The following is a 23,470-nucleotide window of genomic DNA, read 5'->3' on the forward strand; positions in this document are numbered from 1 at the left end:
GAAATTTCAAATTTGAGATTATGAAAAAAGTCTTCTTTACCTGCTTGATTGTACTTGCACTTGGCAGTCAGGCTCAATTCAAACTTTCGGGAGAGGTTCGCCCCAGGTCTGAATACAGGCATGGGTTTCAATCACTGGTTATGCCTGGCCAGGATCCGGCATTTTTTACCGAGCAGCGATCGAGATTGAACGCAGAGTATTGGAAGGATCAGTATTCGATGAAGATTGTACTTCAAGACATCCGCGTTTGGGGAAGTCAAAGTCAGCTGGTTAATAATGGGGGAGTTCTAGCCGGCATCCATGAGGCCTGGGCAAAAGTCAAATTGAGCGATGTGTCTTCATTGAAGCTCGGCCGACAGGAAATCATTCTTGATGATTCGCGGATTTTCGGAAATGTCGCATGGGCGCAGCAGGCCAGGAGCCACGATGCTGCATTATATGAGTTAGATAAAAATGATTTTACACTAAGACTGGCTGCTGCCTATAATCAGGATGGTGTTCAGTCAACAACCAACTTTTATACAGTGCCTAAAAGCTACAAAACACTCCAGTTCTTGTGGGTACAGAAGCAGTTTGGTCAGGTGAAATCTTCATTTCTATTCCTCAACAATGGTCTACAAGGAGGAACAGCGACAGATGGTAATACATATTTCAGTCAGACAATGGGTGTTAGGCTGGTTAGCAACAATAGTAATTTTCAACCGAGTGGTGCATTTTATTATCAAACTGGTGAGGATGGAGGTGGTGCAAGTATCTCCGCTTACGATTTACAACTTGACCTAACTTATAAACTCGCTGAAAAATCAAAACTGACACTGGGGTTTGAATCCCTATCCGGCAATGACCAGGTCAATCCTTCTTCGGATAATGAGGCCTTCAATCCTTTTTATGGAACCAACCATAAGTTCAATGGACTAATGGACTATTTCTATGTGGGCAATCATATCGGAAGTGTAGGCTTAAATGATCTTTACCTTGCATTAGCAACACCTATATCTTCCTGGAGCTCAAGTCTTGCAGTACACTACTTTGCATCCCAGGCAGATCAACTTGACCCAGGAACGAACGAACCTGCGGATAAGTACCTAGGTACAGAAATCGATTGGGTACTGACCAAGAAAATTTCAGAAGAAATCAAATTCAATTTTGGGTATTCCCAGATGTTAGGTTCTCCATCCATGGAGCTTCTAAAAGGTGGAGATGCTGGCTCCAATAATAATTGGGCCTGGATGATGCTGACTATTAAGCCTACTTTCTTCGAAATAGATGGAAAATAATCTGGATATGATAAAAATCATTTCATAAATTTAAAATGATAGCCAACTTGAAGAGCAAAACCTAATCCTATGCCAGTAAAGAGCTACATCATTATTCCTCAGTCAGACCAAAAGCAACACTTGGCTGATGAAATAAACAAACTAAATGGATGTGAAATCCATCCCGCGGAAAATCAAGAGGTATTGGTTCTGGTCACAGATACAGATAATGAGAGTGAGGATAAAAAGCTCTTTGCGCAAATAGAATCCAATCAAAACATCAAACACATTTCATTAGTGTCCGGATATGAATGAAACATTAGAAAAAACTCATCTAAACAGACGGCAGTTTCTGAGAATAGCTGCCCGTGCTTCAGCGTTCGCTGCAGCAGCTGCAATGTTCCCCGGGATCGTCTTTGCTGAGGAGCAGAACCGAATGATAGAAAAGCTTGGGGATCTGGATGTCAAATGGAAGAAAACACCATGCCGTTTTTGCGGGGTAGGATGCGGACTGCAGGTGGGTATCTCAGATGGTAAGGCAGTGGCTGTCAAAGGAGACACCAATAGCTCGGTAAATAAAGGTTTATGTTGCGTGAAAGGCTATCACTCAGTTTTAGCACTGTATGGAAAGGATCGGTTGACCAAACCTTTAATTCGTAAAAATGGGCGACTGGTTGAGTCAACGATGGAAGAAGCATTGGATCTGGTGGCTTCAAAATTGAAATCAACCATTGAAGAAACTGGAAAGGACTCAGTATCTATTTATGGGTCAGGTCAATGGACCATTCCGGATGGCTATGTTGCATCCAAATTTTTTAAAGGAGGGATCGGAACCAATAATGTTGAGGCAAACGCTCGCCTCTGCATGGCCAGTGCTGTTACAGGGTTTATGACTTCATTTGGACTGGACGAACCGATGGGCTGCTATGAAGACATTGATCATGCCGATGTGTTTGTTTTGTGGGGTAATAACATGGCAGAAATGCATCCGGTGTTGTTTTCCAGAATGTTGGACAACCGATTGAAACGCCCGGTCAAAATAATCGATTTAGCCACTCGAACGACGCGTACTTCTCATGCGGCAGATAAGTCCATTTTGTTTAATCCGCAAACAGACCTGGCTATTGCCAATGCGATTTGCTATGAGATCATTAAAAACAGATGGGTAAATAAAGGCTTTGTAGAGAAGCACTGTGCTTTGAAGGAAGGAAAAACCAATATCGGTTATGGATTGGAAGAAAACTTTCAATTCAAGGATGAACCTAAAGACATTTCTTTCGAAGATTTTGAGGAGTTTTTGGAGGACTATGCACCGGTAAAGGTCGCAGAGTATAGTGGTGTTTCTGTCAAGGATATTAAGTACCTGGCATCTCTTTATGGCAATCCCAATAACAAAGTGATGTCGTTGTGGTGCATGGGTATGAATCAGCATACACGCGGTACCTGGATCAATAATCTCATTTACAACATTCACCTGCTGACAGGTAAAATATCTACACCGGGAAACAGTCCGTTTTCTCTCACCGGACAGCCAAGTGCATGTGGTACTGTTCGTGAAGTCGGTACGCTAACACACAAGCTACCGCATGGCGTGGTAATGAATGAGAAAGATCGCAAAATGGCGGCTGAGATTTGGAAGGTGCCTGTTGAGAATATTCCCTCTAAACCTACTCATCATACGGTCTCAATGTTCAGAGCATTGGATCGAGGAGATATACGGTTTATGTGGATTCAGGTGACCAATCCGATGGTAACTATGCCGCACTTGAACCGATACCGTAACGGGGCAAAAAAGGATGATCGATTCATTGTGGTCTCAGATGTTTACCCCACCCCGACAACAGATATCGCCGATGTGGTTCTTCCATCTGCGATGTGGATCGAGCGGGAGGGGATGTATGGTAACTCAGAGCGACGAACTCAACATTTTAATCAATTGCTCCAACCTCCGGGTGAAGCGATGAGTGATACCTGGCAGCTCATTGAAGTAGCCAAAAGGCTTGGATATGGGGGGCTTTTTCCATGGGATGAGTCCAATCACATTGAGGAAATCTGGAAAGAGTACAGCCGCTTCCATGAAGGCAAAAAGCATGCTATGGCACCATACGAGGTGTTGAAGTCACAGGCTGGTGCACAATGGCCATATGTGAATGGGAAGGAGACCAAGTGGCGCTATCATGGAAAATATGACCCTGCGTGTGAAGGCGATACTTATGATTTTTACGGAAAGCCTGAAGGGAAAGCTTGGATTTGGGCACGACCATACGAGCCTGCTCCTGAAATTCCTGATGCTGATTATCCGTATTGGCTATGTACCGGTCGGGTACTTGAACATTGGCATTCGGGTTCAATGACAAGAAGAGTGCCTATTCTGCACCAGGCCGTGCCTCAAAGCTATGTAGAATTAAACCCGGAAGATGCTAAACGATTAGACATTAGAAACGGGGATAAGGTAAAACTAGTCTCTCGCAGAGGGGAGATCGTGATGGATGCATCTGTGAATGAACGTGGTAAGCCTGTTTCAGGTCACGTCTTTGTACCATTCTTTGATGAGTCGTATTTGATCAACGATTTGACACTAGATGCCTATTGTCCCATTTCCAAACAACCGGACTACAAGAAGTGTGCGGTAAGAATTGAGAAAGTATGAGGAATAAGTCGATCATTTTCTTCATTGTCCTTTTGATGATTGCCGCAATCATCGTTTTTGATCTAAGCATCAGTCAGTCCAAGACGGAAGCAGAAATTACCGAAGATCCCGCTGAGTTGGTCATTCGTAGTGAAATGAAAGAAGAAGATGTCTTTGACCTTCAGGATTTAGCCCTTGAGTTTAAAGTGTTGCAATCTGTCGAAAGCCAAAAGACACTAGCAGAGTACTACGAAAATAGAGCCTACGATGGGGCGCCCCCTGTAATACCTCATCCATTGGTGAGTGAAAAAGGGATAGGAGGCAAGACCTGTCTCCAGTGTCATTCTACAGGTGGGTATGTAGAGCGATTCAAAGCCTTTGCGCCAATTACACCACATCCTGATTTTGTCAGCTGCAAGCAGTGCCATGTACCTGTGAAAACAGATAAGTTGTTTGTTTCAAGTGGGTTTAAAAATACCTTACCTAAAAAGATGAGTGGAGGTGTGCTGGACGGCAGCCCGCCACCCATACCTCATGATTTTCAGGTTCGCGGTAGTTGTCTCTCTTGCCACGGAGCACCTTCTGCACCAAAAGAAATTCGTGTAACCCATCCCGAGCGAGTGAATTGCCTGCAATGTCATGCGCCAACAAAAGGTCGTCAGATCACATGGGAAAGAAAATCAACGGAAGAGAAAGGAGGAACAGAATGAAGAATGGTTTTACAATATTGTCTTTCGCCATGCTGGGTCTTTATCTCTTGAGCTGTTCGGGAGGGCACAAAGAATCCAACCTGGATTTAATCGCCAGGCATACCGACTCGATTACTTATAATTTTGACAGTTTTGAACGATTGGATGATTTGGAGGTTGCCACCGTGTTAACTCAGATTCACGAGCGAGATTCCCAGTTCTTGGTGCCTTCGAGGGTTCAGCAAATGACCAAATTTCCATGCTCTAACTGTCACACAAAACCAGTAGGTCAGCTCAAAAAGTTGAATAATGGCACGAGTGCTCATTGGGACATTAAGTTGTCTCATGCGAATCCGATTTCTATGAACTGTATGACCTGTCATAACATGGATAAGCCGGATGAACTTACTTCGCTCACAAAGACAAGTATCAGTTTTGATCATTCGTATCAGCAGTGTGCCCAGTGTCACTCTTCCCAATACAAAGACTGGGAAGGCGGTGCACATGGAAAACGACTAAAAGGGTGGCTTCCACCGAGGATATCACAAACCTGTGTGGGATGTCATAATCCGCATAAACCCGCCTTTGAGAAAAGGTGGCCATCTCGCCTGAATACAGAGAAAATTAAAGCACAAAATCATTAAGTCATGGAAGAAAATCAATCATGTGGACACAATTGTAGCTGTGGAAGTAAGCAAGAGTCAGCCCCAACTCCCGATACCGGATTTGGCCAGATGGGAGATGCAAAGACCAGCAGAAGGGGTGCTTTAAAGAAATTAACCCTCGGACTGCTGACTGGCGCAGGAATGGCATCTACTTCATGTAGTGTGGTCGGTGACGATGATACTAAGGAAAAAAATAGTTTGAAATGGGATGAATTCTTTAAGAAGAATTATCGTGTGATGACGGAGAAGGAGCAAAAGGATACGGTAAAGCGTCTCGAGCGCCTGTATGAGATGAATACAGGTAAGAAAATCAGCGTCTCATCAAAAGGTGCCACGGAGGATGTACTGTATGGATATGCATTCAATATCTCCAAATGTCAAGGCTACATGGACTGTGTAAATGCTTGCGTGGAAGAGAATAATCAGGATCGGTCTTCTGAGATGCAATACATCCGCATTCATGAACACAAGAATGGCCAAATCAATTTTGAGCTGGCTGAGGATGATTTCTTCCATGAAGTTCCTGCCGAAGGCCATTTTTACATGGGTACTCAGTGCTTTCATTGTGAGAATCCTCCATGTGTAGATGTTTGTCCGGTGGAAGCGACCTGGAAAGAGAAGGATGGGATTGTCGTGATCGACTATGACTGGTGTATCGGCTGTAGGTATTGTATGGCTGCTTGTCCTTATGATGGGCGAAGATTTAATTGGAAGCAGCCTGAAGTGCCGGAGAATGAAGTCAACAAGGATCAGCATTACCTGGGCAATCGATTACGTAAGAATGGGGTGATGGAGAAGTGCACCTTCTGTATTCAACGGTCACGAAATGGTAAGAACCCGGCCTGTGTAGAGGCCTGTCCGACCGGGGCAAGAATTTTCGGAAACATTCTTGATCCGAATAGCGAAATAAGATGGGTGCTTGAAAATAAAAAGGTATTTAGACTCAAGGAGGATTTGGGCACTGAACCGAAGTTTTGGTATTTCATGGATTAAGCAATGATGAATCAACTAAAAATATTCAGCTCACTGGTAAAGGACAGCATATCAAATGCCATGCAAGGTTCTCGATCCTATCACATTTGGATGGGTGTACTTACCTTCTTTATGCTTCTAGGTGCGTATTGCTACTATCAGCAGATAAGTCAGGGACTGATAGTCACAGGAATGCATGACAATGTGAGCTGGGGACTGTATATCTCAAATTTTACTTTCCTCGTCGGTGTTGCCGCTGCGGCAGTCATGCTCGTGATGCCCACTTATGTGTTGAAAGATGTTGATTTTTCTAAAGCAGTTTTAATCGGAGAAGGCCTGGCAGTGGCAGCTCTGATCATGTGTTTGGCGTTTGTTACAGTGGATTTAGGTGGACCTGGCAGAGCCTGGCATTTGATTCCCGGTATCGGATTATTCAATTTTCCTCAATCCATGCTGGCATGGGATGTAATTGTGCTGAATGGCTACTTGTTTATCAATATTACCATACCATTATACATCTTAATGTCCAGATACCAGAATAAAGAACCAAATAAGAAATTTTACTTACCGGGAGCGATGATCTCTGTTTTTTGGGCGGTAGGTATTCACATGGTGACAGCCTTTTTATATGCGGGATTGCCCGCCAGACCGTTTTGGAATACATCTCTGCTTGGTCCTCGATTTCTGGCATCAGCCTTTGCTGCGGGACCAGCACTGATCATCATCATCTTGGAGATTATTTCCAAGTATACGGATTACAAAATTGCTGAGAAATCATTCGCCAAACTGGCAATGGTTGTGACAGTGGCTGCTCAGGTCAATCTTATCATGCTGATTTCTGAATTATTTAAAGAATTCTATGCGCAGACCCATCACAGTCTGAGTGCGGTTTATTTGTTTTTCGGCTTGCATGGTAAGACAGGTTTGGTTCCATGGACATACGCCTCTTTGATTTTGAATGTAGTAGCTACCGGAATACTGACCATGCACTTGATTTTGAAAAGCTACCGCTGGTTGACGGTTGCCTGCGTTTGCTTGTTTGTCGGTATTTGGATTGAAAAGGGAATGGGGCTGATCATTCCTGGGTTTATACCTGGTGCTTGGGGGGATATTGTTGAATATGTGCCAACGTGGATTGAGATTGGAGTCACCATTGGAATATGGGCAATGGGTGCCTTCATTTTTACCATCCTGGCAAAATCTGCTATTTCCATTGAATTGGGAAGAATGCGGTATAAGGAAAAGAAGCAATCTGTTTCAACTAGGGGTTAATGAAACTTCGGATACATCAAAACTCTATTCGAATTCGACTTTCAGGAGATGATAGTAAGGCACTAAAGGAAAGTGGTTTTGTGAGAGAAGAACTGCAGTTTGATCTGCAAAAAACATACTGCTATCAATTACGACTGGCAGGAGAGAATAAAGTAATTCTTGAAGAAGGATCAATGATTGTTTCAATAGACAGACAACAATTTCTAAATCAGAATCATGTCTCGATTACATGGGTTTCCAGTGAGGGATTGAAGGTCCTGGTAGAAAGTGATTTATACGGATAATGTCAATTAGAAAGATTAATGAAGATGAATAATTCAATCAACCCATCAACCGTTTTTACTTTGAAAGAACTGGTTAATTATGCAGATGGAGCTGTTGTGAGTAAGACGCTGACGAAAAACAAAAGTGGAAATACGACGCTTTTTGCTTTTGATAAAGGTCAGGGACTTAGCGAACATACGGCTCCTTTTGATGCCATCGCTCAAATTGTAGATGGAAAGTGCAAGATCACAATTGGTGGGAAAGATTTTGAGCTGGAAGAGGGACAGATGATTTTGATGCCTGCTACCATACCTCATGCACTAGAGGCCATCGAGCCTTTCAAGATGATGCTGATCATGATCAAAGATCCTAAATGAGTAAGCTGAAGCTTCTTGTAGCGATCGGCATACCTGTTTTTCTCATCCTCGGACTGTTTACCGGTCTCAGCCGGTTTGGACTGATCCACTTTCCACTTTCATTTCATCATGGAGTTTTAATGCTTAATGGGTTTGCCGGAGGTGTCATTACCGTTGAGCGCTTATTAAGTAAACCAAACGATCGATGGATACTTATCGGTCTAATATTATTAATTAGTGGTCTTACACTTTATTTAATGGGTTTTGAATTCGGACTGTTGTTGGTGGCAGCCAATATTGCGATCCTGTTTCTAAAAGAAACTTATGTCCTGATTGAAAAACAATCACAAAATGGTGTCTATCAGTTAGTAGGCCTTTTATCCTGGTTTATTGGTAATCTCAAGTTTTATCAAAATGGGTTTTACCCGGCGGCTGTCCCATTTTTTATAGTGTTTATTCTCATGCTGATCGTCGGTACGCGACTGAGCAAAATGGGGAAAGAGGATGTAATTAGCCTGGTACTTTCATTGGCTCTTTTCTTCTCCTTCTGGTTGGGTTTCCATGGGTATGGACAAGCCATTTATGGGGTAGGGCTTGCATTGTTGGGCATTCGACTGGCCTATTTGGAGATAAAAAATGGCAGCAAACATTTACTTGCATTAGTAGTGGCCTACTGTTGGCTACTGATTACAGGTATCAGTTCGCTATTTTCAGATCACATCCTGTATAGTTATGATCTGGTTCTTCATGCGTTATTTTTAGGTTTCTTTTTCTCCATGATTTTCATCAATGCCCCGGATGCCTTATTAAAAAAACTTGGATTGGAAGAATTGAAGACCTTCCCGAACTTATGGGTGATATTTTTATCCATTGGACTAATTGCCCGGCTAATCATAGGAGATCTGTTTCAAATACAATTAGCGCGTAATATTGGCGGCATCCTGAATCTGCTAGCCATTATCCTATATGCTTCCTCTTTGTTATTTCAAGTGATCAGGAATCGCACGGTGGCTGAAAGAACTAATGGTTAAAAGAAGAATACCAATCGGCATCAGCGTTGAGACCACTGTGAGGGTTGGGAAAAAATTAGTAAGCCATGGAATGGATAATTGTATAAGAGCTGCCTTACCAAAAAGAAGTCCCTCAGACAGCACAATCCCTATGATTAATAACCAGGACCCAAGCTTTGAAAGTCTGGATAATCTGATTTGTTCAATGGTGAAAAAGTAGAAGAGTAAAAACAAGGTAAAGAATCCCAACATCACCAGGTGAATGAAACCAATGACTGAATAGGGCACGGTATCGTTGATGAATTGCTGCACTGAATGGGTACAACCAATCAATTGAAAAATCAGCTTCGATCCATAGGCAATGAGCGATAGCCGTAGGAGCCAACTTGTTAGTGAGTTAGTGAGTTTAATGCTTTTGCTCTTTAGAAGTATGACGAGTGCAATGATCTGGAGAGTTGCCCCAATACCACTTAATAAATACATGAACATCGGAGGTTCTACCCATAGAACGGATAAACCGAAAAGAGGAATCAGAGAGATGTTCATCAAAAGAAATATGGTTTTCCCTTTAGACAGACCATTACTCACAATGTGAGCAAAAACAACAAATACAAAAAAACCATTGTACAAAAAATGTAAAAACCAGTAGATAGAGAGGTTATACCAGATGGAATCTCCCATATCATTGGCCATAAAGTAGCCAAGTGCAAACGGCCCTACACTTGAGGCTATGAGATAAATACCTCCCCACCTTAAAAAGCGTGATTTTGTAGACTTAGGCTCGTCAATGGTATGCCTGAATATCAAAACAACCAAATAGTACGAGCAAAACACATACAATGTGCTAAAAGCAATGGAAATGGCACCATAACCCTGGAAAGGAAAGGAAAAAAGCATGCCTACGATGCTTAGCTGAGTGATCCAGAAGAGCCGCTTAAATACTTTGTTGTTTTGAACCTGAAGTAGATTGGATATGATAATAAATGCACCATTATATACCCATCCGATTAAAGCTATGTGAGAGTGTGTGTGCAGCAGAAATTTGTAGTTCATCAACGGGAATCCGGATTGCATCGACCTCAATATCAGGCCCATAGAAGCTGCAAGGGTCAGAAAGATCAGGGAAATACGTGCATAAGATTTCATTTTCGACTAGCTAAGGTTGCATTTTTCCTCAAAAAAAATAAATATGAATCTTGGATCGTTGATGAAAATCAAGCTTGCACAAAGCAATTGTCAGTCTAATAGGGTAAGTATGACGATACTTTTATGGAAGTTTTAGTTGAAAAACCTTTAGCATGAAAAAGATATTAGTACCCGTAGATTTTTCTGAAGTAAGTATACATGCCACTCGATTTGCTGTTGAATTAGCGGATAGGTTTGGTGCTGAAATCACTTTACTTAATAGCATTCATTTCGATTTGTATTCCGAGCAGCAGTTGGCAAATTTTTCCGGGGTAAGAACGATAGTAAAAGATGTGAGAGCGGCTGTTTTTGAGAAAATGGAGGAATTTGCTAAGCAATTTGATACGAAGCATGTCATTCACACGGAGGTAAATGGACTGAACTTGGTATCTGCTGTAAAGGATATGGTTGAAGAGCAAAAATTTGATTTGGTTGTGATTGGTACGACGGGATCATCCGGGCTTTCTGAAATGATGGTTGGTTCAAATGCAGAAAGGATTGTCAGACATGCGTCCTGCCCGGTTATTTCTATTCCGGGATCGGTTCAACTTGAAAGTATAAAGAAGATATTAGTACCACTTGACTTGCGTGAGTTACGCTCCGGATTCCTTGCACAGATTTCAATGCTTCAAAGCAATCTCAAGTGTAAGTTGGAATTTGCCTGGGTAACTGATGTCTCATTTTCCGAGCGAAATGAGGAACGATTGGGTAGAGAACTTGCTCGGATTTTTAAGGAACATAAGATTGATAATTACAGAATATTTATTGTCAACAATATTAGTCCTGAAGAAGGCATATTTCTGGAAGCTAAAGACACAAATGCAGACATGGTTGCTATGGCCACTCACGCCAGGAGAGGTATTTCACATTGGCTTTCAGGGAGCCTTACTGAAGATACAGTCAATCATTTGGATATTCCGGTTTGGTCATTTAAAATTGATAAATCTGAAAAGATCATCAATCTCATTGTGTAAGAATGTCTAATCCAATAATTGATAATTCTTATTTTCCCAGGTCTCTTTCATAGTACTGTTTGAACTGGCTTCATCATACACATGCCATTCTGAAACAGGCTTACTATAAATATTTAAACTGACCGTTCGTGCTTTATTGGCATTCGAATATCGATGAATTCCTACCTGATTCATATATGAAAATTCATCAGTTCCCAGTAGTACGTTGCTTACTTTTTCAAGACGATCATCGTCTACATTGATCTTGAATCGTTCTTCCCTAAGCATCCCCTGAATAGGATGAATCCAGGCTTCCTGGGCATTGAAATCATGTATAGGTGAAGACTGACCTTCTTCCCAGCAAATCAGTAGCACTTCAAAATTCTCATTTCTCGCCAGTACATTTCGAGCATATTTTTCATCATCCCAAGAGTAATACTTTTCAAATTCTGTTCTTGGTATTTTAACATTGCTCATCACATCCAACACATGATTACTACAATCTACACACGAGCTTAATGCCCTGACAAGTTGTTCTACAGTTTTAATCGTTTCCATCTATTTCTATTTTTTGTTATTGCAAAAGGTAAAATGGATGAGTAGAAAAATGGATGATCATTCCTAGGAGTAGAGCTGATTTTTATCAAGATGTGATTTAAATCAACCATTCAACTCTTAAATGTCATATGATGCACTTAGTGGAGTCTCTAGTTTTGGTATGGATAAATATTAGTACCATGAAGAAAATACTAGTTCCTGTAGACTTTTCGGAAGTGAGCGGACACGCTACACGTTTCGCGATAGAGATAGCTGAAAAAAATGATGCAGAGATCACCTTGTTGAACAGTGTTCATTTCGACTATTTCACTGATTATCAGTTCACATCATTCACCACTGCTAAATCTATGATGGATGAGGTCAAAGATGCAATGGAAGAAAAAATGGAGAAGTTCAAAAACACGTTTAAATCAAGACTTAAGCTGAAGAGTGTAGTCAATCAACTCTCCTTAGTAGAATCTGTGAAAAACATGGTCAATGAAGAAGGATTTGATTTGGTGGTAGTCGGCACCAAAGGTGCATCCGGCATCTCAGAAGTTTTAGTGGGATCTAATACAGAAAAAGTAGTTCGTCATGCACCTTGTCCGGTGATATCTGTTCCTTCTGCTGCCACAGTTGACAGTATAAAACGAATACTTGTACCCATTGATATTCGTGAGATCAAGGCCAGTTATCTCACTAAAGTAGCAGCCCTCCAAAAGCAATTTGGAGCCCGAATCGAGTTTTTATGGGTAAAAACACCGCATAATATTGAAAATGAAGAAAAAGTAAGCAAAGAGCTGAGCACGCTGATAGAGGAATACGACATAGCGAATTTTGAATTTACCATCATTAAAAATGTATTTCCATCTGATGGTATTTTATGGCACGCAGATGAAACAAATGCAGATATGATAGCCATGGCTACTCATGCAAGAAGAGGAATTTCTCACTGGCTATCAGGAAGTCTAACTGAAGATACCGTAAATCACATTAAAAAACCGGTGTGGACATTTAAGATGGATAAAAAGGAAAAATCCATTAGATTAAGTAGTGTTGAAAATGCTCACGGTAAGCCGGAGTATAAGAAAATTGAAGTATTAACAGTAGACTAACGAATTGATATGAAAAAAATAGTAGTTCCGATTGATTTTTCAGAGCAAGCGTCTCACGCTTTGAATTTCGCCATAGCGTTTAATGAGAAAGTCAAAGGAGAAATTATACTTGTTAATGTGTTAGAGGTGCCGGTAGGACATTTAAGTTTTACAGGGGAGGTAAACACCTCCGGAATGGAGGCCTTTTATACAGGCGAGTATATAAAAGCTTCTGAATCCAAATTAGAAGAATGGTCGAAGCGTGTAATTGACGCAGGCCAGCAAGTGTCCGTTCATATGAAATTTGGTAATGCATTTACCAGCATTAGCAAGATGATTGCTGAAGAAAATGCCAGTTGGATCATTATGGGATCTAAAGGAGCTTCCGGTTTAAGAGAAGTATTCATTGGATCGAATGCAGAACGAATGATAAGACATGCTGAATGCCCGGTGATAATTATCAAAGGAGAAACCCATTTAAAGGATATAAAGAGTATGGCCTTTGCCTCCGATCTTAGTGCTGAGCAGGATTTAATTGCTCATAAAGCAAAAGATATCCAGGAGATGTTAGGTTTAAATATGCATGTTGTTAAAGTGAAAACCCCGTACAACTGGCTGGAAGAAAGTCAGGTTCAAAAACGACTGGAGCAATTTGCCGAGAGAAACAGTCTGAAGGATTATACGATAAGCACCATTGAAGCCGATTTTGTAGATCAGGGAGCGGTGAAGTTCGCTGATGATGTCAATGCAGGAATGATTGTAATGGGCACTCACGGCAAGAAAGGAATAGCACACTTGATAGGTGGTTCAATTACTGAAGATGTGGTTAATGAGTCGAAAAAACCGATTGTAGTTTACAAAATTCTGGAGTAGCCTTTAATCGGACAAAACCCCAACGACCACTGAAGTGGCAACAATTCCACCTAGGAAGTAGTATATTCTGGATTGCCTGATTCGCTGAATATCCGCTCTTAGGTGGACATTGGTTTTACGTTCCTCCTCCAGTAAAGCATCATTGGCCAGCAATTTAGAGTTCCAATAGTTCGCCTCTAGCTTTCGTAGTTGAGTGGCACTATCTGCCAGAAAGATGCGCTCTTCAAAGGTTTTCAACTTCTCCTGATAGAGTACGATGCGGATTGAGTCAAACTCAGCCCTGGTCTCAAGGTTTTTAAATTCCACTACCTTGGATCGTGGCATATAAAACAAATTATAATCAAAGGGATTACTAAAACTAGATCCCGGTCTGATGATGCCAGTGTTTTGTTGTCCTAAAGCCGGAATGAGACTTATTAATAAGAGTAATATACAAGAAGGTGTTTTCATTGCTAGTTTCTTAACCAATCTAATAGTTCATCATCGCTTAAATCTGCATTTTTCTTCAATGCTTCCTTTTCTGCTGTATCCAAGTTGACGATTTGCTTTGAAATTAAAGCCGATTTGTAATCCAGGTAGTCCATCCGTGCTTTCAGCGCATTGAACTTACTGTCATACTCATCTATGATTAGCTGCCAGTCTTTTCGTTTGGCAGCATGTTGGGTTTCTATTTCATCTATTTCTGCTTCCACATCAATCTTCGATGAATTAAAGAGCTTCGCTTTAAACGCTGCAAACCCTCCAGCCAGCGCGGCAATTGCTTGGCCGATCAAATCACTTCTGAAGATCAAAAGCACAGCCACTCCGAGGATAATGGCTACAATCAATATCGTTTTAATGGTTTTACTCATTTCAATCCGGTTCAGATCCTACCGTTTCAGTTCCATCCGGGTTCACCCTTACGGTAGCCGGATCATGGGGAGTCTTTATCATAGCGGCTACTTTTTCTTTAGTCTCCAGCCGCTTATCAAGTGCCGCTTTTTCATTCTTGTCTTTTTTCTCAGATATTCTGAATACCTCTTTCATTCCAAATATCAAGGCCCATATGGTGGTGTTAAAAGTCAGCCACTGGGCACTGCTAAAGCTCAATTCATAAGTCTTATCCCCAACTTCAATCAGCTTCTGATTAAGTAGGAGGTAGGTAGAAATCCAGGTGCCTGCTACCAATCCCCACACTTTCACGCTGATGAGTGTAAAAAGTAGTTTGGAGAACCAAGCAGACCAAAACCCGTCCTCTCCGATGAATAATTTCTCTGGTTTTTCCATGTTAGCTATTTAGTCAGTTCTAGTAATCTACTCCAGGTTTTAGGACCTACTATACCATCCACATGTAGCCCTTGTGCAGCCTGAAATTTGCGGATGGCTGCAAGTGTTTTTATTCCGTGAATACCATCTTCGGCTCCAGCTGCAAACCCTAATTGGTTTAACCTCTTTTGTACCTCTTTCACGGATTTTTCAACGTTCGAATCAACCGCTACTAAACTTTCACGCCGCTTCTCCACGTACTTCTGCAGCTCATGCCCGGGACATGCTGGCTTTCCAAAATGATAATGTCCAAAAACATCCTGGTTGGTCAGTCTCAATGATTTTATGAGATAATCAATCAGGAAATCAATAGACTTTATCTGTTCTTTTGTGGGTTCTGAGGTACCCATATCATAGCCGGGCCCATTAAAATTACCCACGGCCATGATCCCTACCGCTTCAATGTTTTGGCCTTTGCAGTGCCAGGTCACACTGGATAATTCATTGGCTTGAATGATTTCACCATTTTTCCGAATGGAGAAGTGATAGCACAAATGCGGGCAACCCTTTGAGGAGATGTGATTTGGCTTAATGTGGTAGTTGTTGACTGCCTCTACATCTGCTTCTCCCAGCTCTTGATGTATGATTATCTTATTAATTGCCGACAATTGCCTGACTCCCCACCTTCTGGTAGGATGCCACGGCAGGATTGAAATCATGTTTTGGATTTCAGCCATAGTGAGTGATTAGGTTACTTAATAAAGTTAAGCTACGATGATTTTAGCTGATTCGCAAGCTTTGTAAACAACGAGCTTATGGCACATTTCTAAACTAGAAGATAAATTATTGTTGGTTTTTAAACCCAAAGCTGTTTTTGATTTGTTGTAGTTTTAAAATCGAAAGTTGTTATTAACCCATGAGCGGAAGAGTTTATTTAGCATTAATTGTTTTAATGGTTTCCTTTTCGGGAAGTGCTCAAATATGTAAGTACGTCGTTAATGAGCAAGACCCCATTACAGATGATATCATTCGGACGGTAAAGACGAGGTTAACCGGACCGACACCTTTTTATTACTTTTCCTATATCAGAAACGGTAGTGATTATCGGTTTCAGGTTGAGGTGGGTGATTACGGCGAACTGAACAAAACGATCTCAAAGGATAGCGAGCTGGTGATGAGAACTGGAAGCGGCAATGTAGTTCGGATGAATGCCATTGAAAAAGCCGAACCGAAAATCATTGACGATTACGGAAGCAAGATCACCAGTTATGAGATTACCTTCCAAATGACCGAAGAAACGATGAAGGATATCGCAGATTCCGGTATTGTTTTCATTCGAATCAAGGCAATGGAAAACTCATTCAGCGATCAGGAAATCCCAACGGCAGTCGTTCAGATCTCCAAAGAAAATGCTGAATGTATTTTTAAATAGCTACTCAGAGCGCAACGTCTCAGTTGGGTTTTTGTTCGCATTTACCCATACCTGCGACAAAATCGTTGCACTTGCTATTCCAAGGATAATTGTCAAAGTAGGAATAAGTATGGTGGTATCTATAGGTGCATGAAAGGCCATTTGATTTACCCATAGACTATTGACCCACATAGCAAATGGAATCGCAATGATTGATGTGATTGCAATCATCACTATAAATCCTTTTCCCATGGAATAAGTCAGCGATCTAAAAGTGGCACCTAATACTTTTCGAATACCGATTTCCTTAACCTTGGTTTTTAATTCAAAGCTGACCATTCCAAGAAAGCCTAACCCGGTTATCGATAAAGCAATCATAGCTATATAGGTCAATATATTTCCCAGGTCGTAGAAAAACTGATAGAACTCATCAAGCTGTTCATTTAAAAATCCTCCTTCGTATTCTCTGCTTGCATCAAATGATGTCCAGGCTTCCTCAAACTTCTTACTTTGAGTAATAATATCGTCACTTCTCACTTTCAAATAGGCATACTCATATCTGTCAGGCAAGGTTCGTAGAGCAAGGGGCCGTATGGATTTCATAAGTGGCTCCCAATGATAATCTTCCACCACTCCAATGATCTGAAGAGATAGCGTGTCAAGAAACATCGTTTCACCAATGGCCTGGCTGGCGGATTCAAATCCATAGGTTTCAACCGCGGTTTCATTAATGATCAGAAACTTTTCATTCTGTGTGGAAATATCTTTGGGGAAGTTCTTCCCGGCAATAAGATCCAGCTCCATTACATCGATATAATTTGGATCTACAGAGAAATAATAGAGGGTAATTGGATCTTGGTCTTTTTTCCATTGAGCACCTCCTCCATGAGAGCGTCCTATTGCGGGATGATGTGAGGTGAAAGTCACATTTTCTACACCGGAAATGGATTCAAAATGTTGCTTGATTGAAGCAGGATTTTGCTTATGGGTGTTGACATAAAACACCTCTGATTCATTAAATCCATAATTTGAGTTTACTAGAAATTCACCTTGTTTGTTGAGGATTAGAATCGTCACCAGCATGATGATTGATAAACTAAACTGAATGCTGATCAGGGTTCGCTTTCCAAATAGGTGCCTGAGTATCGACCGTTTTCTTGACTTTATTTTTGACACATTTCCTTTAAGTGAGTTTACTGCTTTGATTTTGGAAAGAAACACCGCAGGTCCAATCCCGGTAAGTAGTCCTAAAATGATCGTGAAAAGGATAAAATATCCATAAGTCCCAATGGAGTCCTCCAATGAGATACCGATCATGCTAAAAATCCATATTTCGTTGAAAGAAAGAATCAGAAATCGGTAGATCACCACCGCCAATAGTAGAGATAAAAAGGCTGTAATTACCGACTCTGTAAGAAACTGCGATATTATCTGTCTTCGGCTGGCACCATTCACTTTTCTGATCGCTATTTCTTTCGCACGACTCAGTGCTTTCGCAATTGATAAATTGGTATAATTAATTGATGCGGTAATAAGCACTATCAACCCCAACACACCGAAAAACATAAGTACAAACCATGGCAAAGTGAATGCGATCTCATTGGATGTAAGACCGCCCGGAACAATCGAATTCATCGGCTGAAGCCGAAATATCATTTCTTGTTCGTCTGCTTCGTATTCAATCTTTTCAGATGCAAGTGTGTTAATGGCTGCTTCTGCTTCTTCATGAAATGATGGGTCACTCAATACCAGGTAGTTATACCCACTCCAGTGTTCTTTCCAGCTATTATAGCTATCGGATACTATCCCTTTTTCAGCTAGAATAGGAAGTGTGTTTAGGGATGCCAGGGCTTTAAACTGCATGTGGGTTTTCCCTGGTGGATTTTTAACCACTCCGGTGACTTTATAGCTTCCATGATCTTCAAAATCTATGGTTTGTCCCAGTGCTGATTGGTTTGGGAATAGTTTGCTGGATAAGTCTTCGCTGAGAACAATATTGAAAGGTTCTGATAAAGAATTGATATCGCCCTCCTTTAATTCAAAACCAAAAACATCAAAAAATGCTTCATCAGCATACATCGAGCGAATGTTTAAGATTTTATGTGGTGAGCGAATTTCACCACGCAGGTAAGAATTAAGATTAGTACCACCCTGAATGATAGAATATTGCTCAACAAGCTCGTTTTTAAATGGCAGGGGAGAGGTGGCATATTTTTCATTGAATGGCCCTTCATGACCTTTAGCTGCAGTAGTGATGCGATAGATTTTATCCCCTTGTGGATGGAATTTATCGTATTGAAAATGGTCATAAACCAAAAGAATAAGGACTAGACAAACTGACATGCTTAAGGACAATCCGAAGATATTTAATCCTGTAAATAATTTGTGTTTCCAGAGATTTCTGAACGCAATGGTTAGATAGTTTTTTAGCATCCTTTTAAGTTTTTGAGTTTGAATGGTTGGACAACCGTTTTATTCAGGATGTTGCATGGGCTCAATGGTTGTATGAAACCTTGTAGATGTTTCCTGTATTTTCAGGAGCCTTAAAAGAAATAGCTGCTACCTTGTTTTTATTAATCTAATATCCAATTCCCATTTGGTATATCAATGATAAATCCACTAATTTGATAGGTATAAACTAAACCTAACTAATTATGGCAGAAAGTAAATACGCTGGATTTTGGCTCAGATTTGTAGCCTACATTATTGACTACATCATTTTATACGTAATCAATGGTTTTGTAATAATCCCCATTTTAGCAGCAGTTGGATTGAGCATCGGTGCAGCTAGTGAAGGATTTGATTTTAACACAATGACTGATGGGGATATTATTGCGATGGGTACTGCAGTTATGGGTGCACTGTTTGCTGGAGGTATTCTCATGTTGATCATTCACCTCCTCTATTATGCGATCATGGAGTCAAGTAAATATCAAGCGACAGTAGGAAAAATCGCATTGGGTTTGAAGGTAACAGATATGAACGGCAACAAGCTGGACATTGGAAAAGCTGCCTTGAGGCAAATTGGAAAGATAGTCTCAGGTCTGATACTTCTTATCGGGTACATCATGGCAGGCTTCACTGAGAAGAAGCAAGCCCTTCATGACATGATAGCAGGTACGCTGGTTGTCAAAAAATAAAAGAAAGATTCTTTTAATGAAAAGAAGCCCTGACAGTCGTAGACTCGTCAGGGCTTTGTTCTATCCACACATAATGCTTAACCTAATCGTATTATGAGTATGTGATATTATTTGCTGTAGCGAATAGTAATCACGGTGATAGAACACTACAAAGCTAACAAATCTCATGCCACCTAGGGTTTTATTTGACGGTAAGTTGAAAATTTCATTAAACTGGAATTTTATGGAACACAAAGGCTAGATAGACGCTCTAACTCCAGACAGATAGTCAATCATTTTGGCTACCGAACATAATCCTGTGTCCATCCGGTGTTCGAATTCCGAATTCTCTTTGGCCCCATGGTTTATCTTCAAGTTCAGTAATGACTTCAACACCATTTCCTGTAAGCTCCTCATACAAATCATCAATCTGTTTAACCTCCACATATCCGAAGTAAGAGTGATTGTTGGTTTCAAATGCGGATATATCCTGCTTACATTCACCAAGCATGATAATGAATTTTTCTCTGCTAAGTAACGCCCATCCGTCCATTTCCCATTCCAGGTTCAAACCCAGCTTATTTTTATAATAAGTGATAGAGTGGGCCAAGTTCTGAACGGCTAAAACGTATCTCGTTCCAATTATCATAGTATTGCTGTTGACCGATATTAAAAAAGCCTCGAATTATCCGAGGCTTTTTAAAACGTCTAAACTAGCGACTGGTTATTCTTCGATTTTCTCCAGGTCAAGCAAGAACGCATACTGAAGAGCAGTGGTCTTGTATCGCTTAAATCTTCCTGAAGCTCCTCCATGTCCTGCTTCCATATCCGTATCAAGAATCAAGGTATTATCATCAGTCTTCATGTCTCTGAGTTTTGCTACCCACTTGGCCGGCTCCCAGTATTGTACCTGTGAGTCAAAAAGACCCGTAGTGACAAGCATATTCGGATAGTCTTGCTCAGTTACATTGTCGTAAGGAGAGTAAGACATCATATACTCATAAGACTCCAGCTCTTTTGGATTCCCCCACTCATCAAACTCATTAGTTGTAAGAGGTATGGATTCATCCCACATGGTAGAGACTACATCTACGAAGGGAACAGCAGCCAAAATGCCATTATAAAGTTCTGGGGCAAGGTTTACTACTGCACCCATCAACAATCCACCGGCACTTCCGCCTTGTGCATACAGGTGCTCTGGTGAAGTATAGTTTTGCTCAATAAGGTATTTCGAGCAATCGATGAAGTCATTGAACGTGTTCATTTTCTTGAACATTTTTCCATCTTCGTACCACTGACGACCCATCAATTGACCACCTCTAATGTGCGCAATAGCAAAAGCAAACCCTCGATCTAGCAAGCTTAATCTTACAGAGCTAAAGCTAGCATCAATCGTAGCACCATAGGAGCCATAGCCATATTGCAGTAGAGGGCCATTGCCATCCTTTTCAAATCCTTTTTTGTAAACGATTGATATTGGCACTCGCTCTCCATCTCTCACGGTAGCCCAGATTCGCTCGGTTACATAATCTTCCGGATTATGTCCACCTACCACTTCCTGACGCTTCATCAATGTTTTTTCGCGGGTCTCCATGTTGTAATCATACGTGGAGTTAGGTGTAGTCATGGACGTATAGCCAAACCTTAAAATGTTAGTGTCAAACTCAGCATTCGTAGATATGTAGGCACTATATGCCGGCTCCCCAAAATCCAGGTAATGCTCATCACCGGATTTTTGATTAATAATTCGGAGGTTGGTGAGTCCATTTTCTCGCTCATCTACCACCATGTATTCGTTGAAAAGTTCAATGCCTTCTAGCAATACATTGTCTCGGTGGGGGATCACTTCCTTCCAGTTATCCTCAGAGGTATTGCCCAAAGATGTTTCCATCAGCTTGAAGTTCGTGGCATCTCTGTTTGTAACGATATACCACTTGTCCTCAAAGTGTGAGATACTGTACTCATGCGCATTGTCATCACGCGGAATAAACTGTTGGAAATCTCCTCGTGGGTTATTTGCATCCAACACATGATAATCGCTTACCAATGTGCTGCTATTCCAGATGATCACATAATCATCCGATTTTGATTTGTAAACGCCTATATAAAACGATGGATCCTTCTCATGATAAACCATTACATCCATCTCAGGCTGAGTGCCTAATTCATGTCTGTAGATTTTTTCCGAAAGGAGAGATACTTTGTTTTTAGCGGTATAGAAGAATGTTTTATTATCATTCGCCCAGGCTCCACCTCCGGTGGTGTTCTCAATTTGATCATCTATAAATTCTCCAGTCTCTAAATTCTTAAATCTGATTGTATAGATTCTTCGACTTAGCGTGTCTTCTGCGAACGCCAGGATTTTATTGTCAGGACTGACATTTAGTCCACCTGCTGCATAATAGCCATAGCCTTCAGCCATTTCATTTACGTTTAGAAGAACCTCTTCTTCTGCCTCCAGGCTTCCCTTTTTCCTGCAATAGATTGGGTATTCACCGCCTTCTTCATAGCGCGTGTAGTACCAGTATCCATTGGATAAATACGGAACGGATTCATCTGTTTGCTTGATCCTTCCTACGATCTCATCATAAAGTTTCTGCTGAAGATCCTCAGTATGAGACATGACCTTTTGTGTGTAATCGTTCTCGGCATTGAGATATGCTAATACTTGTTCAGTATGCTCGTCAGGCTCAGAGGCTCTTTTTTGATCATCTGTGAGACGCATCCAGAAGTAAGGATCTACTCTGGTTTGTCCGTGTTCCTTCAAAATAGTATCAGCCTTAGCTGCAACGGGTGCATCAGGTCTCATAGGTTTTTCTTCTTTCGTTTGATTCGTACAGGCCCCTAAAAGCAGGATGCCCACTAAAAGTGTTATTGATTGGATTTGTTTCATCTTTTCGAAGTGAGTTTTAAGGTGGGGAAGTTCCCAACTCATTCAAAAATATCCTAATTGATTTATATGATCGGCACAAATAAAAAAAGACAGATATTCATACCTGTCTTTTCTTGTTTTGATTTCGGTATTTATTTAAACATTTTGCTCACTTCCAGATCCTTGGATCCCGGCGTGTATTTGTAAAACCCTTCACCGGTTTTAGCTCCCAAGTATCCTGCAGTCACCATATTCACCAGTAAGGGACATGGAGCATACTTAGGATTTCCAAATCCTTCGTACAGTACATTCATGATCGAAAGGCATACATCCAATCCAATGAAGTCTGCAAGCTGAAGTGGACCCATAGGATGAGCCATACCCAGCTTCATTACCGTATCAATCTCTTCTACTCCGGCTACTCCTTCATGAAGGGTGATGATCGCCTCATTGATCATAGGCATCAAAATTCGGTTTGCTACAAAACCGGGATAATCATTTACTTCCACTGGAACCTTCTTCAGGTTCTTGCTCATCTCCATGATGGTAGTTGTTGTTTCATCAGAGGTAGCATATCCTCTGATTACTTCGATCAACTTCATAACCGGTACCGGATTCATGAAGTGCATACCGATTACTTTCTCCGGTCGATTAGTGGCTGCTGCAATCTTAGTTATGGAAATAGAGGAGGTGTTGGTGGAAAGAATTGCCCCTTCCGGTGCGTGTTTATCCATCGTTTCGAAAATCTTCTTTTTGATATCGAAGTTTTCCGTTGCAGCTTCTACCACAAGATCTGCATTTTTGACACCTTCTTCTGTAGAAGTGAATGTGGTAATGTTTTTCAGGGCGGACTCTTTGTCTGCTTCTGTAATTTTTTCTTTCTGAACCATTCGATCAAGGTTCTTTGAAATGGTTGCTATTGCTTTTTCTAAAGCAGCCTCATTGATATCAATCAACGAAACATTATAACCATTTTGTGCAAATACATGGGCGATTCCATTTCCCATTGTACCGCTTCCAATAACAGATATATTCTTCATTTTGATTTTTGGGTTCTATTCAAACAAA

At 41.1% G+C, this 23,470-nt stretch carries 25 protein-coding genes; 15 read left to right on the forward strand and 10 right to left on the reverse strand.

Translation table 11 applies throughout. The features are described 5' to 3' along the window. The first annotated feature begins 20 nt into the window (after window positions 1-20). The 10 genes from ACQK2H_RS09080 to ACQK2H_RS09125 all read left to right on the forward strand — a co-directional run bounded on the left by ACQK2H_RS09080 (window position 21) and on the right by ACQK2H_RS09125 (window position 9,134). On the forward strand, window positions 21-1,277 hold the full coding sequence (locus ACQK2H_RS09080; RefSeq protein WP_425391118.1) for an alginate export family protein: 1,257 nt from the start codon (window positions 21-23) through the stop codon (window positions 1,275-1,277). Between the two features lie 69 nt (window positions 1,278-1,346). After that, entirely contained in the window at window positions 1,347-1,571 is a 225-nt protein-coding gene (locus tag ACQK2H_RS09085) for a chaperone NapD (RefSeq protein WP_425391119.1), read from the forward strand. Next, window positions 1,564-3,906 carry a molybdopterin-dependent oxidoreductase gene (locus ACQK2H_RS09090; RefSeq protein WP_425391120.1) on the forward strand — a complete coding sequence of 781 codons (2,343 nt, stop codon included), beginning with the start codon at window positions 1,564-1,566 and terminating at the stop codon, window positions 3,904-3,906. Before ACQK2H_RS09085 ends, ACQK2H_RS09090 begins: the two co-directional genes overlap by 8 nt. Further along, the gene (locus ACQK2H_RS09095) at window positions 3,903-4,595 is read left to right on the forward strand and encodes a multiheme c-type cytochrome (RefSeq protein ID WP_425391121.1); all 693 of its coding nucleotides are present in this window, start codon (window positions 3,903-3,905) and stop codon (window positions 4,593-4,595) included. Before ACQK2H_RS09090 ends, ACQK2H_RS09095 begins: the two co-directional genes overlap by 4 nt. Next, window positions 4,553-5,218: a hypothetical protein gene (locus ACQK2H_RS09100; protein WP_425391122.1), complete on the forward strand. Its 666-nt coding sequence runs from the start codon at window positions 4,553-4,555 to the stop codon at window positions 5,216-5,218. The genes ACQK2H_RS09095 and ACQK2H_RS09100 overlap by 43 nt, the downstream gene beginning before the upstream one ends. Window positions 5,219-5,221: 3 nt before the next feature. Beyond that, window positions 5,222-6,232: a 4Fe-4S dicluster domain-containing protein gene (locus ACQK2H_RS09105; RefSeq protein ID WP_425391123.1), complete on the forward strand. Its 1,011-nt coding sequence runs from the start codon at window positions 5,222-5,224 to the stop codon at window positions 6,230-6,232. 6 nt (window positions 6,233-6,238) lie between these two features. Then, window positions 6,239-7,483: a sulfate reduction electron transfer complex DsrMKJOP subunit DsrP gene (gene dsrP, locus ACQK2H_RS09110; protein ID WP_425391124.1), complete on the forward strand. Its 1,245-nt coding sequence runs from the start codon at window positions 6,239-6,241 to the stop codon at window positions 7,481-7,483. Further along, a complete protein-coding gene (locus ACQK2H_RS09115) occupies window positions 7,483-7,767 on the forward strand; it encodes a DUF7009 family protein (protein ID WP_425391125.1) in 285 nt (94 codons plus the stop codon). The genes dsrP and ACQK2H_RS09115 overlap by 1 nt, the downstream gene beginning before the upstream one ends. A 24-nt stretch (window positions 7,768-7,791) precedes the next feature. Beyond that, on the forward strand, window positions 7,792-8,124 hold the full coding sequence (locus ACQK2H_RS09120; RefSeq protein WP_425391126.1) for a cupin domain-containing protein: 333 nt from the start codon (window positions 7,792-7,794) through the stop codon (window positions 8,122-8,124). After that, complete coding sequence (locus ACQK2H_RS09125) at window positions 8,121-9,134, forward strand: hypothetical protein (protein ID WP_425391127.1); 1,014 nt, start codon at window positions 8,121-8,123, stop codon at window positions 9,132-9,134. Before ACQK2H_RS09120 ends, ACQK2H_RS09125 begins: the two co-directional genes overlap by 4 nt. Here ACQK2H_RS09125 and ACQK2H_RS09130 read toward each other — a convergent pair. Continuing rightward, the gene (locus ACQK2H_RS09130; protein ID WP_425391128.1) at window positions 9,084-10,259 is read right to left on the reverse strand and encodes a hypothetical protein; all 1,176 of its coding nucleotides are present in this window, start codon (window positions 10,257-10,259) and stop codon (window positions 9,084-9,086) included. The genes ACQK2H_RS09125 and ACQK2H_RS09130 overlap by 51 nt on opposite strands. Window positions 10,260-10,411: 152 nt before the next feature. On the opposite strand from ACQK2H_RS09130, the gene ACQK2H_RS09135 reads away from it, so the two are divergent. Then, window positions 10,412-11,272, forward strand: coding sequence for a universal stress protein (locus ACQK2H_RS09135; protein ID WP_425391129.1), 861 nt, complete (start codon window positions 10,412-10,414; stop codon window positions 11,270-11,272). A 6-nt stretch (window positions 11,273-11,278) separates the two neighbouring features. On the opposite strand, the gene ACQK2H_RS09140 is transcribed toward ACQK2H_RS09135, so the two are convergent. Next, the gene (locus tag ACQK2H_RS09140; protein ID WP_425391130.1) at window positions 11,279-11,809 is read right to left on the reverse strand and encodes a cysteine dioxygenase; all 531 of its coding nucleotides are present in this window, start codon (window positions 11,807-11,809) and stop codon (window positions 11,279-11,281) included. A 179-nt stretch (window positions 11,810-11,988) separates the two neighbouring features. Between ACQK2H_RS09140 and ACQK2H_RS09145 the strand changes: the two genes are divergently transcribed. Together ACQK2H_RS09145 and ACQK2H_RS09150 are read left to right on the forward strand one after the other, a co-directional pair. Further along, window positions 11,989-12,903, forward strand: a complete 915-nt coding sequence (locus ACQK2H_RS09145) for a universal stress protein (protein WP_425391131.1) — start codon at window positions 11,989-11,991, stop codon at window positions 12,901-12,903. A gap of 9 nt (window positions 12,904-12,912) precedes the next feature. Further along, window positions 12,913-13,755: a universal stress protein gene (locus ACQK2H_RS09150; protein ID WP_425391132.1), complete on the forward strand. Its 843-nt coding sequence runs from the start codon at window positions 12,913-12,915 to the stop codon at window positions 13,753-13,755. Between the two features lie 3 nt (window positions 13,756-13,758). On the opposite strand, the gene ACQK2H_RS09155 is transcribed toward ACQK2H_RS09150, so the two are convergent. The 4 genes from ACQK2H_RS09155 to ACQK2H_RS09170 all read right to left on the reverse strand — a co-directional run bounded on the left by ACQK2H_RS09155 (window position 13,759) and on the right by ACQK2H_RS09170 (window position 15,737). Then, complete coding sequence (locus ACQK2H_RS09155) at window positions 13,759-14,079, reverse strand: hypothetical protein (RefSeq protein WP_425391133.1); 321 nt, start codon at window positions 14,077-14,079, stop codon at window positions 13,759-13,761. Window positions 14,080-14,207: 128 nt separating this feature from the next. After that, a complete protein-coding gene (locus ACQK2H_RS09160; RefSeq protein WP_425391134.1) occupies window positions 14,208-14,606 on the reverse strand; it encodes a hypothetical protein in 399 nt (132 codons plus the stop codon). A 1-nt stretch (window position 14,607) separates the two neighbouring features. After that, window positions 14,608-15,021 (reverse strand): hypothetical protein, encoded by a 414-nt coding sequence (locus tag ACQK2H_RS09165; RefSeq protein WP_425391135.1) that lies wholly within the window; start codon window positions 15,019-15,021, stop codon window positions 14,608-14,610. Between the two features lie 5 nt (window positions 15,022-15,026). Then, window positions 15,027-15,737, reverse strand: a complete 711-nt coding sequence (locus ACQK2H_RS09170) for a peptidoglycan recognition protein family protein (protein ID WP_425391136.1) — start codon at window positions 15,735-15,737, stop codon at window positions 15,027-15,029. Window positions 15,738-15,916: 179 nt separating this feature from the next. Here ACQK2H_RS09170 and ACQK2H_RS09175 point away from each other — a divergent pair, with 179 nt between their 5' ends. Continuing rightward, window positions 15,917-16,432, forward strand: a complete 516-nt coding sequence (locus ACQK2H_RS09175; protein ID WP_425391137.1) for a hypothetical protein — start codon at window positions 15,917-15,919, stop codon at window positions 16,430-16,432. Here ACQK2H_RS09175 and ACQK2H_RS09180 read toward each other — a convergent pair whose 3' ends face one another. Next, complete coding sequence (locus tag ACQK2H_RS09180) at window positions 16,433-18,844, reverse strand: ABC transporter permease (RefSeq protein WP_425391138.1); 2,412 nt, start codon at window positions 18,842-18,844, stop codon at window positions 16,433-16,435. 221 nt (window positions 18,845-19,065) lie between these two features. Between ACQK2H_RS09180 and ACQK2H_RS09185 the strand changes: the two genes are divergently transcribed. Further along, window positions 19,066-19,551 (forward strand): RDD family protein, encoded by a 486-nt coding sequence (locus tag ACQK2H_RS09185; protein WP_425391139.1) that lies wholly within the window; start codon window positions 19,066-19,068, stop codon window positions 19,549-19,551. Window positions 19,552-19,819: 268 nt separating this feature from the next. Here ACQK2H_RS09185 and ACQK2H_RS09190 read toward each other — a convergent pair whose 3' ends face one another. From ACQK2H_RS09190 to ACQK2H_RS09200, 3 genes are all read right to left on the reverse strand, one after another. Further along, entirely contained in the window at window positions 19,820-20,179 is a 360-nt protein-coding gene (locus ACQK2H_RS09190; RefSeq protein WP_425391140.1) for a VOC family protein, read from the reverse strand. 75 nt (window positions 20,180-20,254) lie between these two features. Next, complete coding sequence (locus ACQK2H_RS09195) at window positions 20,255-22,423, reverse strand: S9 family peptidase (protein WP_425391141.1); 2,169 nt, start codon at window positions 22,421-22,423, stop codon at window positions 20,255-20,257. A 131-nt stretch (window positions 22,424-22,554) separates the two neighbouring features. After that, a complete protein-coding gene (locus ACQK2H_RS09200) occupies window positions 22,555-23,442 on the reverse strand; it encodes a 3-hydroxybutyryl-CoA dehydrogenase (protein ID WP_425391142.1) in 888 nt (295 codons plus the stop codon). Window positions 23,443-23,470: the final 28 nt, after the last annotated feature.

This window comes from Ekhidna sp. (assembly GCF_965228795.1).
GTDB lineage: Bacteria > Bacteroidota > Bacteroidia > Cytophagales > Cyclobacteriaceae > Ekhidna.

What these genes read in the sequence shown, in the direction of transcription:
- ACQK2H_RS09095 (WP_425391121.1), top strand. Translation starts at nt 3,903, where the DNA reads ATGAGGAATAAGTCGATCATTTTCTTCATTGTCCTTTTGATGATTGCC.
- ACQK2H_RS09150 (WP_425391132.1), top strand. Translation starts at nt 12,913, where the DNA reads ATGAAAAAAATAGTAGTTCCGATTGATTTTTCAGAGCAAGCGTCTCAC.
- ACQK2H_RS09120 (WP_425391126.1), top strand. Translation starts at nt 7,792, where the DNA reads ATGAATAATTCAATCAACCCATCAACCGTTTTTACTTTGAAAGAACTG.
- ACQK2H_RS09135 (WP_425391129.1), top strand. Translation starts at nt 10,412, where the DNA reads ATGAAAAAGATATTAGTACCCGTAGATTTTTCTGAAGTAAGTATACAT.
- ACQK2H_RS09145 (WP_425391131.1), top strand. Translation starts at nt 11,989, where the DNA reads ATGAAGAAAATACTAGTTCCTGTAGACTTTTCGGAAGTGAGCGGACAC.
- ACQK2H_RS09085 (WP_425391119.1), top strand. Translation starts at nt 1,347, where the DNA reads ATGCCAGTAAAGAGCTACATCATTATTCCTCAGTCAGACCAAAAGCAA.
- ACQK2H_RS09115 (WP_425391125.1), top strand. Translation starts at nt 7,483, where the DNA reads ATGAAACTTCGGATACATCAAAACTCTATTCGAATTCGACTTTCAGGA.
- ACQK2H_RS09100 (WP_425391122.1), top strand. Translation starts at nt 4,553, where the DNA reads ATGGGAAAGAAAATCAACGGAAGAGAAAGGAGGAACAGAATGAAGAAT.
- ACQK2H_RS09175 (WP_425391137.1), top strand. Translation starts at nt 15,917, where the DNA reads ATGAGCGGAAGAGTTTATTTAGCATTAATTGTTTTAATGGTTTCCTTT.
- ACQK2H_RS09170 (WP_425391136.1), bottom strand. Translation starts at nt 15,737, where the DNA reads ATGGCTGAAATCCAAAACATGATTTCAATCCTGCCGTGGCATCCTACC.
- ACQK2H_RS09195 (WP_425391141.1), bottom strand. Translation starts at nt 22,423, where the DNA reads ATGAAACAAATCCAATCAATAACACTTTTAGTGGGCATCCTGCTTTTA.
- ACQK2H_RS09105 (WP_425391123.1), top strand. Translation starts at nt 5,222, where the DNA reads ATGGAAGAAAATCAATCATGTGGACACAATTGTAGCTGTGGAAGTAAG.
- ACQK2H_RS09130 (WP_425391128.1), bottom strand. Translation starts at nt 10,259, where the DNA reads ATGAAATCTTATGCACGTATTTCCCTGATCTTTCTGACCCTTGCAGCT.
- ACQK2H_RS09080 (WP_425391118.1), top strand. Translation starts at nt 21, where the DNA reads ATGAAAAAAGTCTTCTTTACCTGCTTGATTGTACTTGCACTTGGCAGT.
- ACQK2H_RS09155 (WP_425391133.1), bottom strand. Translation starts at nt 14,079, where the DNA reads ATGCCACGATCCAAGGTAGTGGAATTTAAAAACCTTGAGACCAGGGCT.
- ACQK2H_RS09190 (WP_425391140.1), bottom strand. Translation starts at nt 20,179, where the DNA reads ATGATAATTGGAACGAGATACGTTTTAGCCGTTCAGAACTTGGCCCAC.
- ACQK2H_RS09160 (WP_425391134.1), bottom strand. Translation starts at nt 14,606, where the DNA reads ATGAGTAAAACCATTAAAACGATATTGATTGTAGCCATTATCCTCGGA.
- ACQK2H_RS09185 (WP_425391139.1), top strand. Translation starts at nt 19,066, where the DNA reads ATGGCAGAAAGTAAATACGCTGGATTTTGGCTCAGATTTGTAGCCTAC.
- ACQK2H_RS09140 (WP_425391130.1), bottom strand. Translation starts at nt 11,809, where the DNA reads ATGGAAACGATTAAAACTGTAGAACAACTTGTCAGGGCATTAAGCTCG.
- dsrP (WP_425391124.1), top strand. Translation starts at nt 6,239, where the DNA reads ATGAATCAACTAAAAATATTCAGCTCACTGGTAAAGGACAGCATATCA.
- ACQK2H_RS09090 (WP_425391120.1), top strand. Translation starts at nt 1,564, where the DNA reads ATGAATGAAACATTAGAAAAAACTCATCTAAACAGACGGCAGTTTCTG.
- ACQK2H_RS09180 (WP_425391138.1), bottom strand. Translation starts at nt 18,844, where the DNA reads ATGCTAAAAAACTATCTAACCATTGCGTTCAGAAATCTCTGGAAACAC.
- ACQK2H_RS09200 (WP_425391142.1), bottom strand. Translation starts at nt 23,442, where the DNA reads ATGAAGAATATATCTGTTATTGGAAGCGGTACAATGGGAAATGGAATC.
- ACQK2H_RS09125 (WP_425391127.1), top strand. Translation starts at nt 8,121, where the DNA reads ATGAGTAAGCTGAAGCTTCTTGTAGCGATCGGCATACCTGTTTTTCTC.
- ACQK2H_RS09165 (WP_425391135.1), bottom strand. Translation starts at nt 15,021, where the DNA reads ATGGAAAAACCAGAGAAATTATTCATCGGAGAGGACGGGTTTTGGTCT.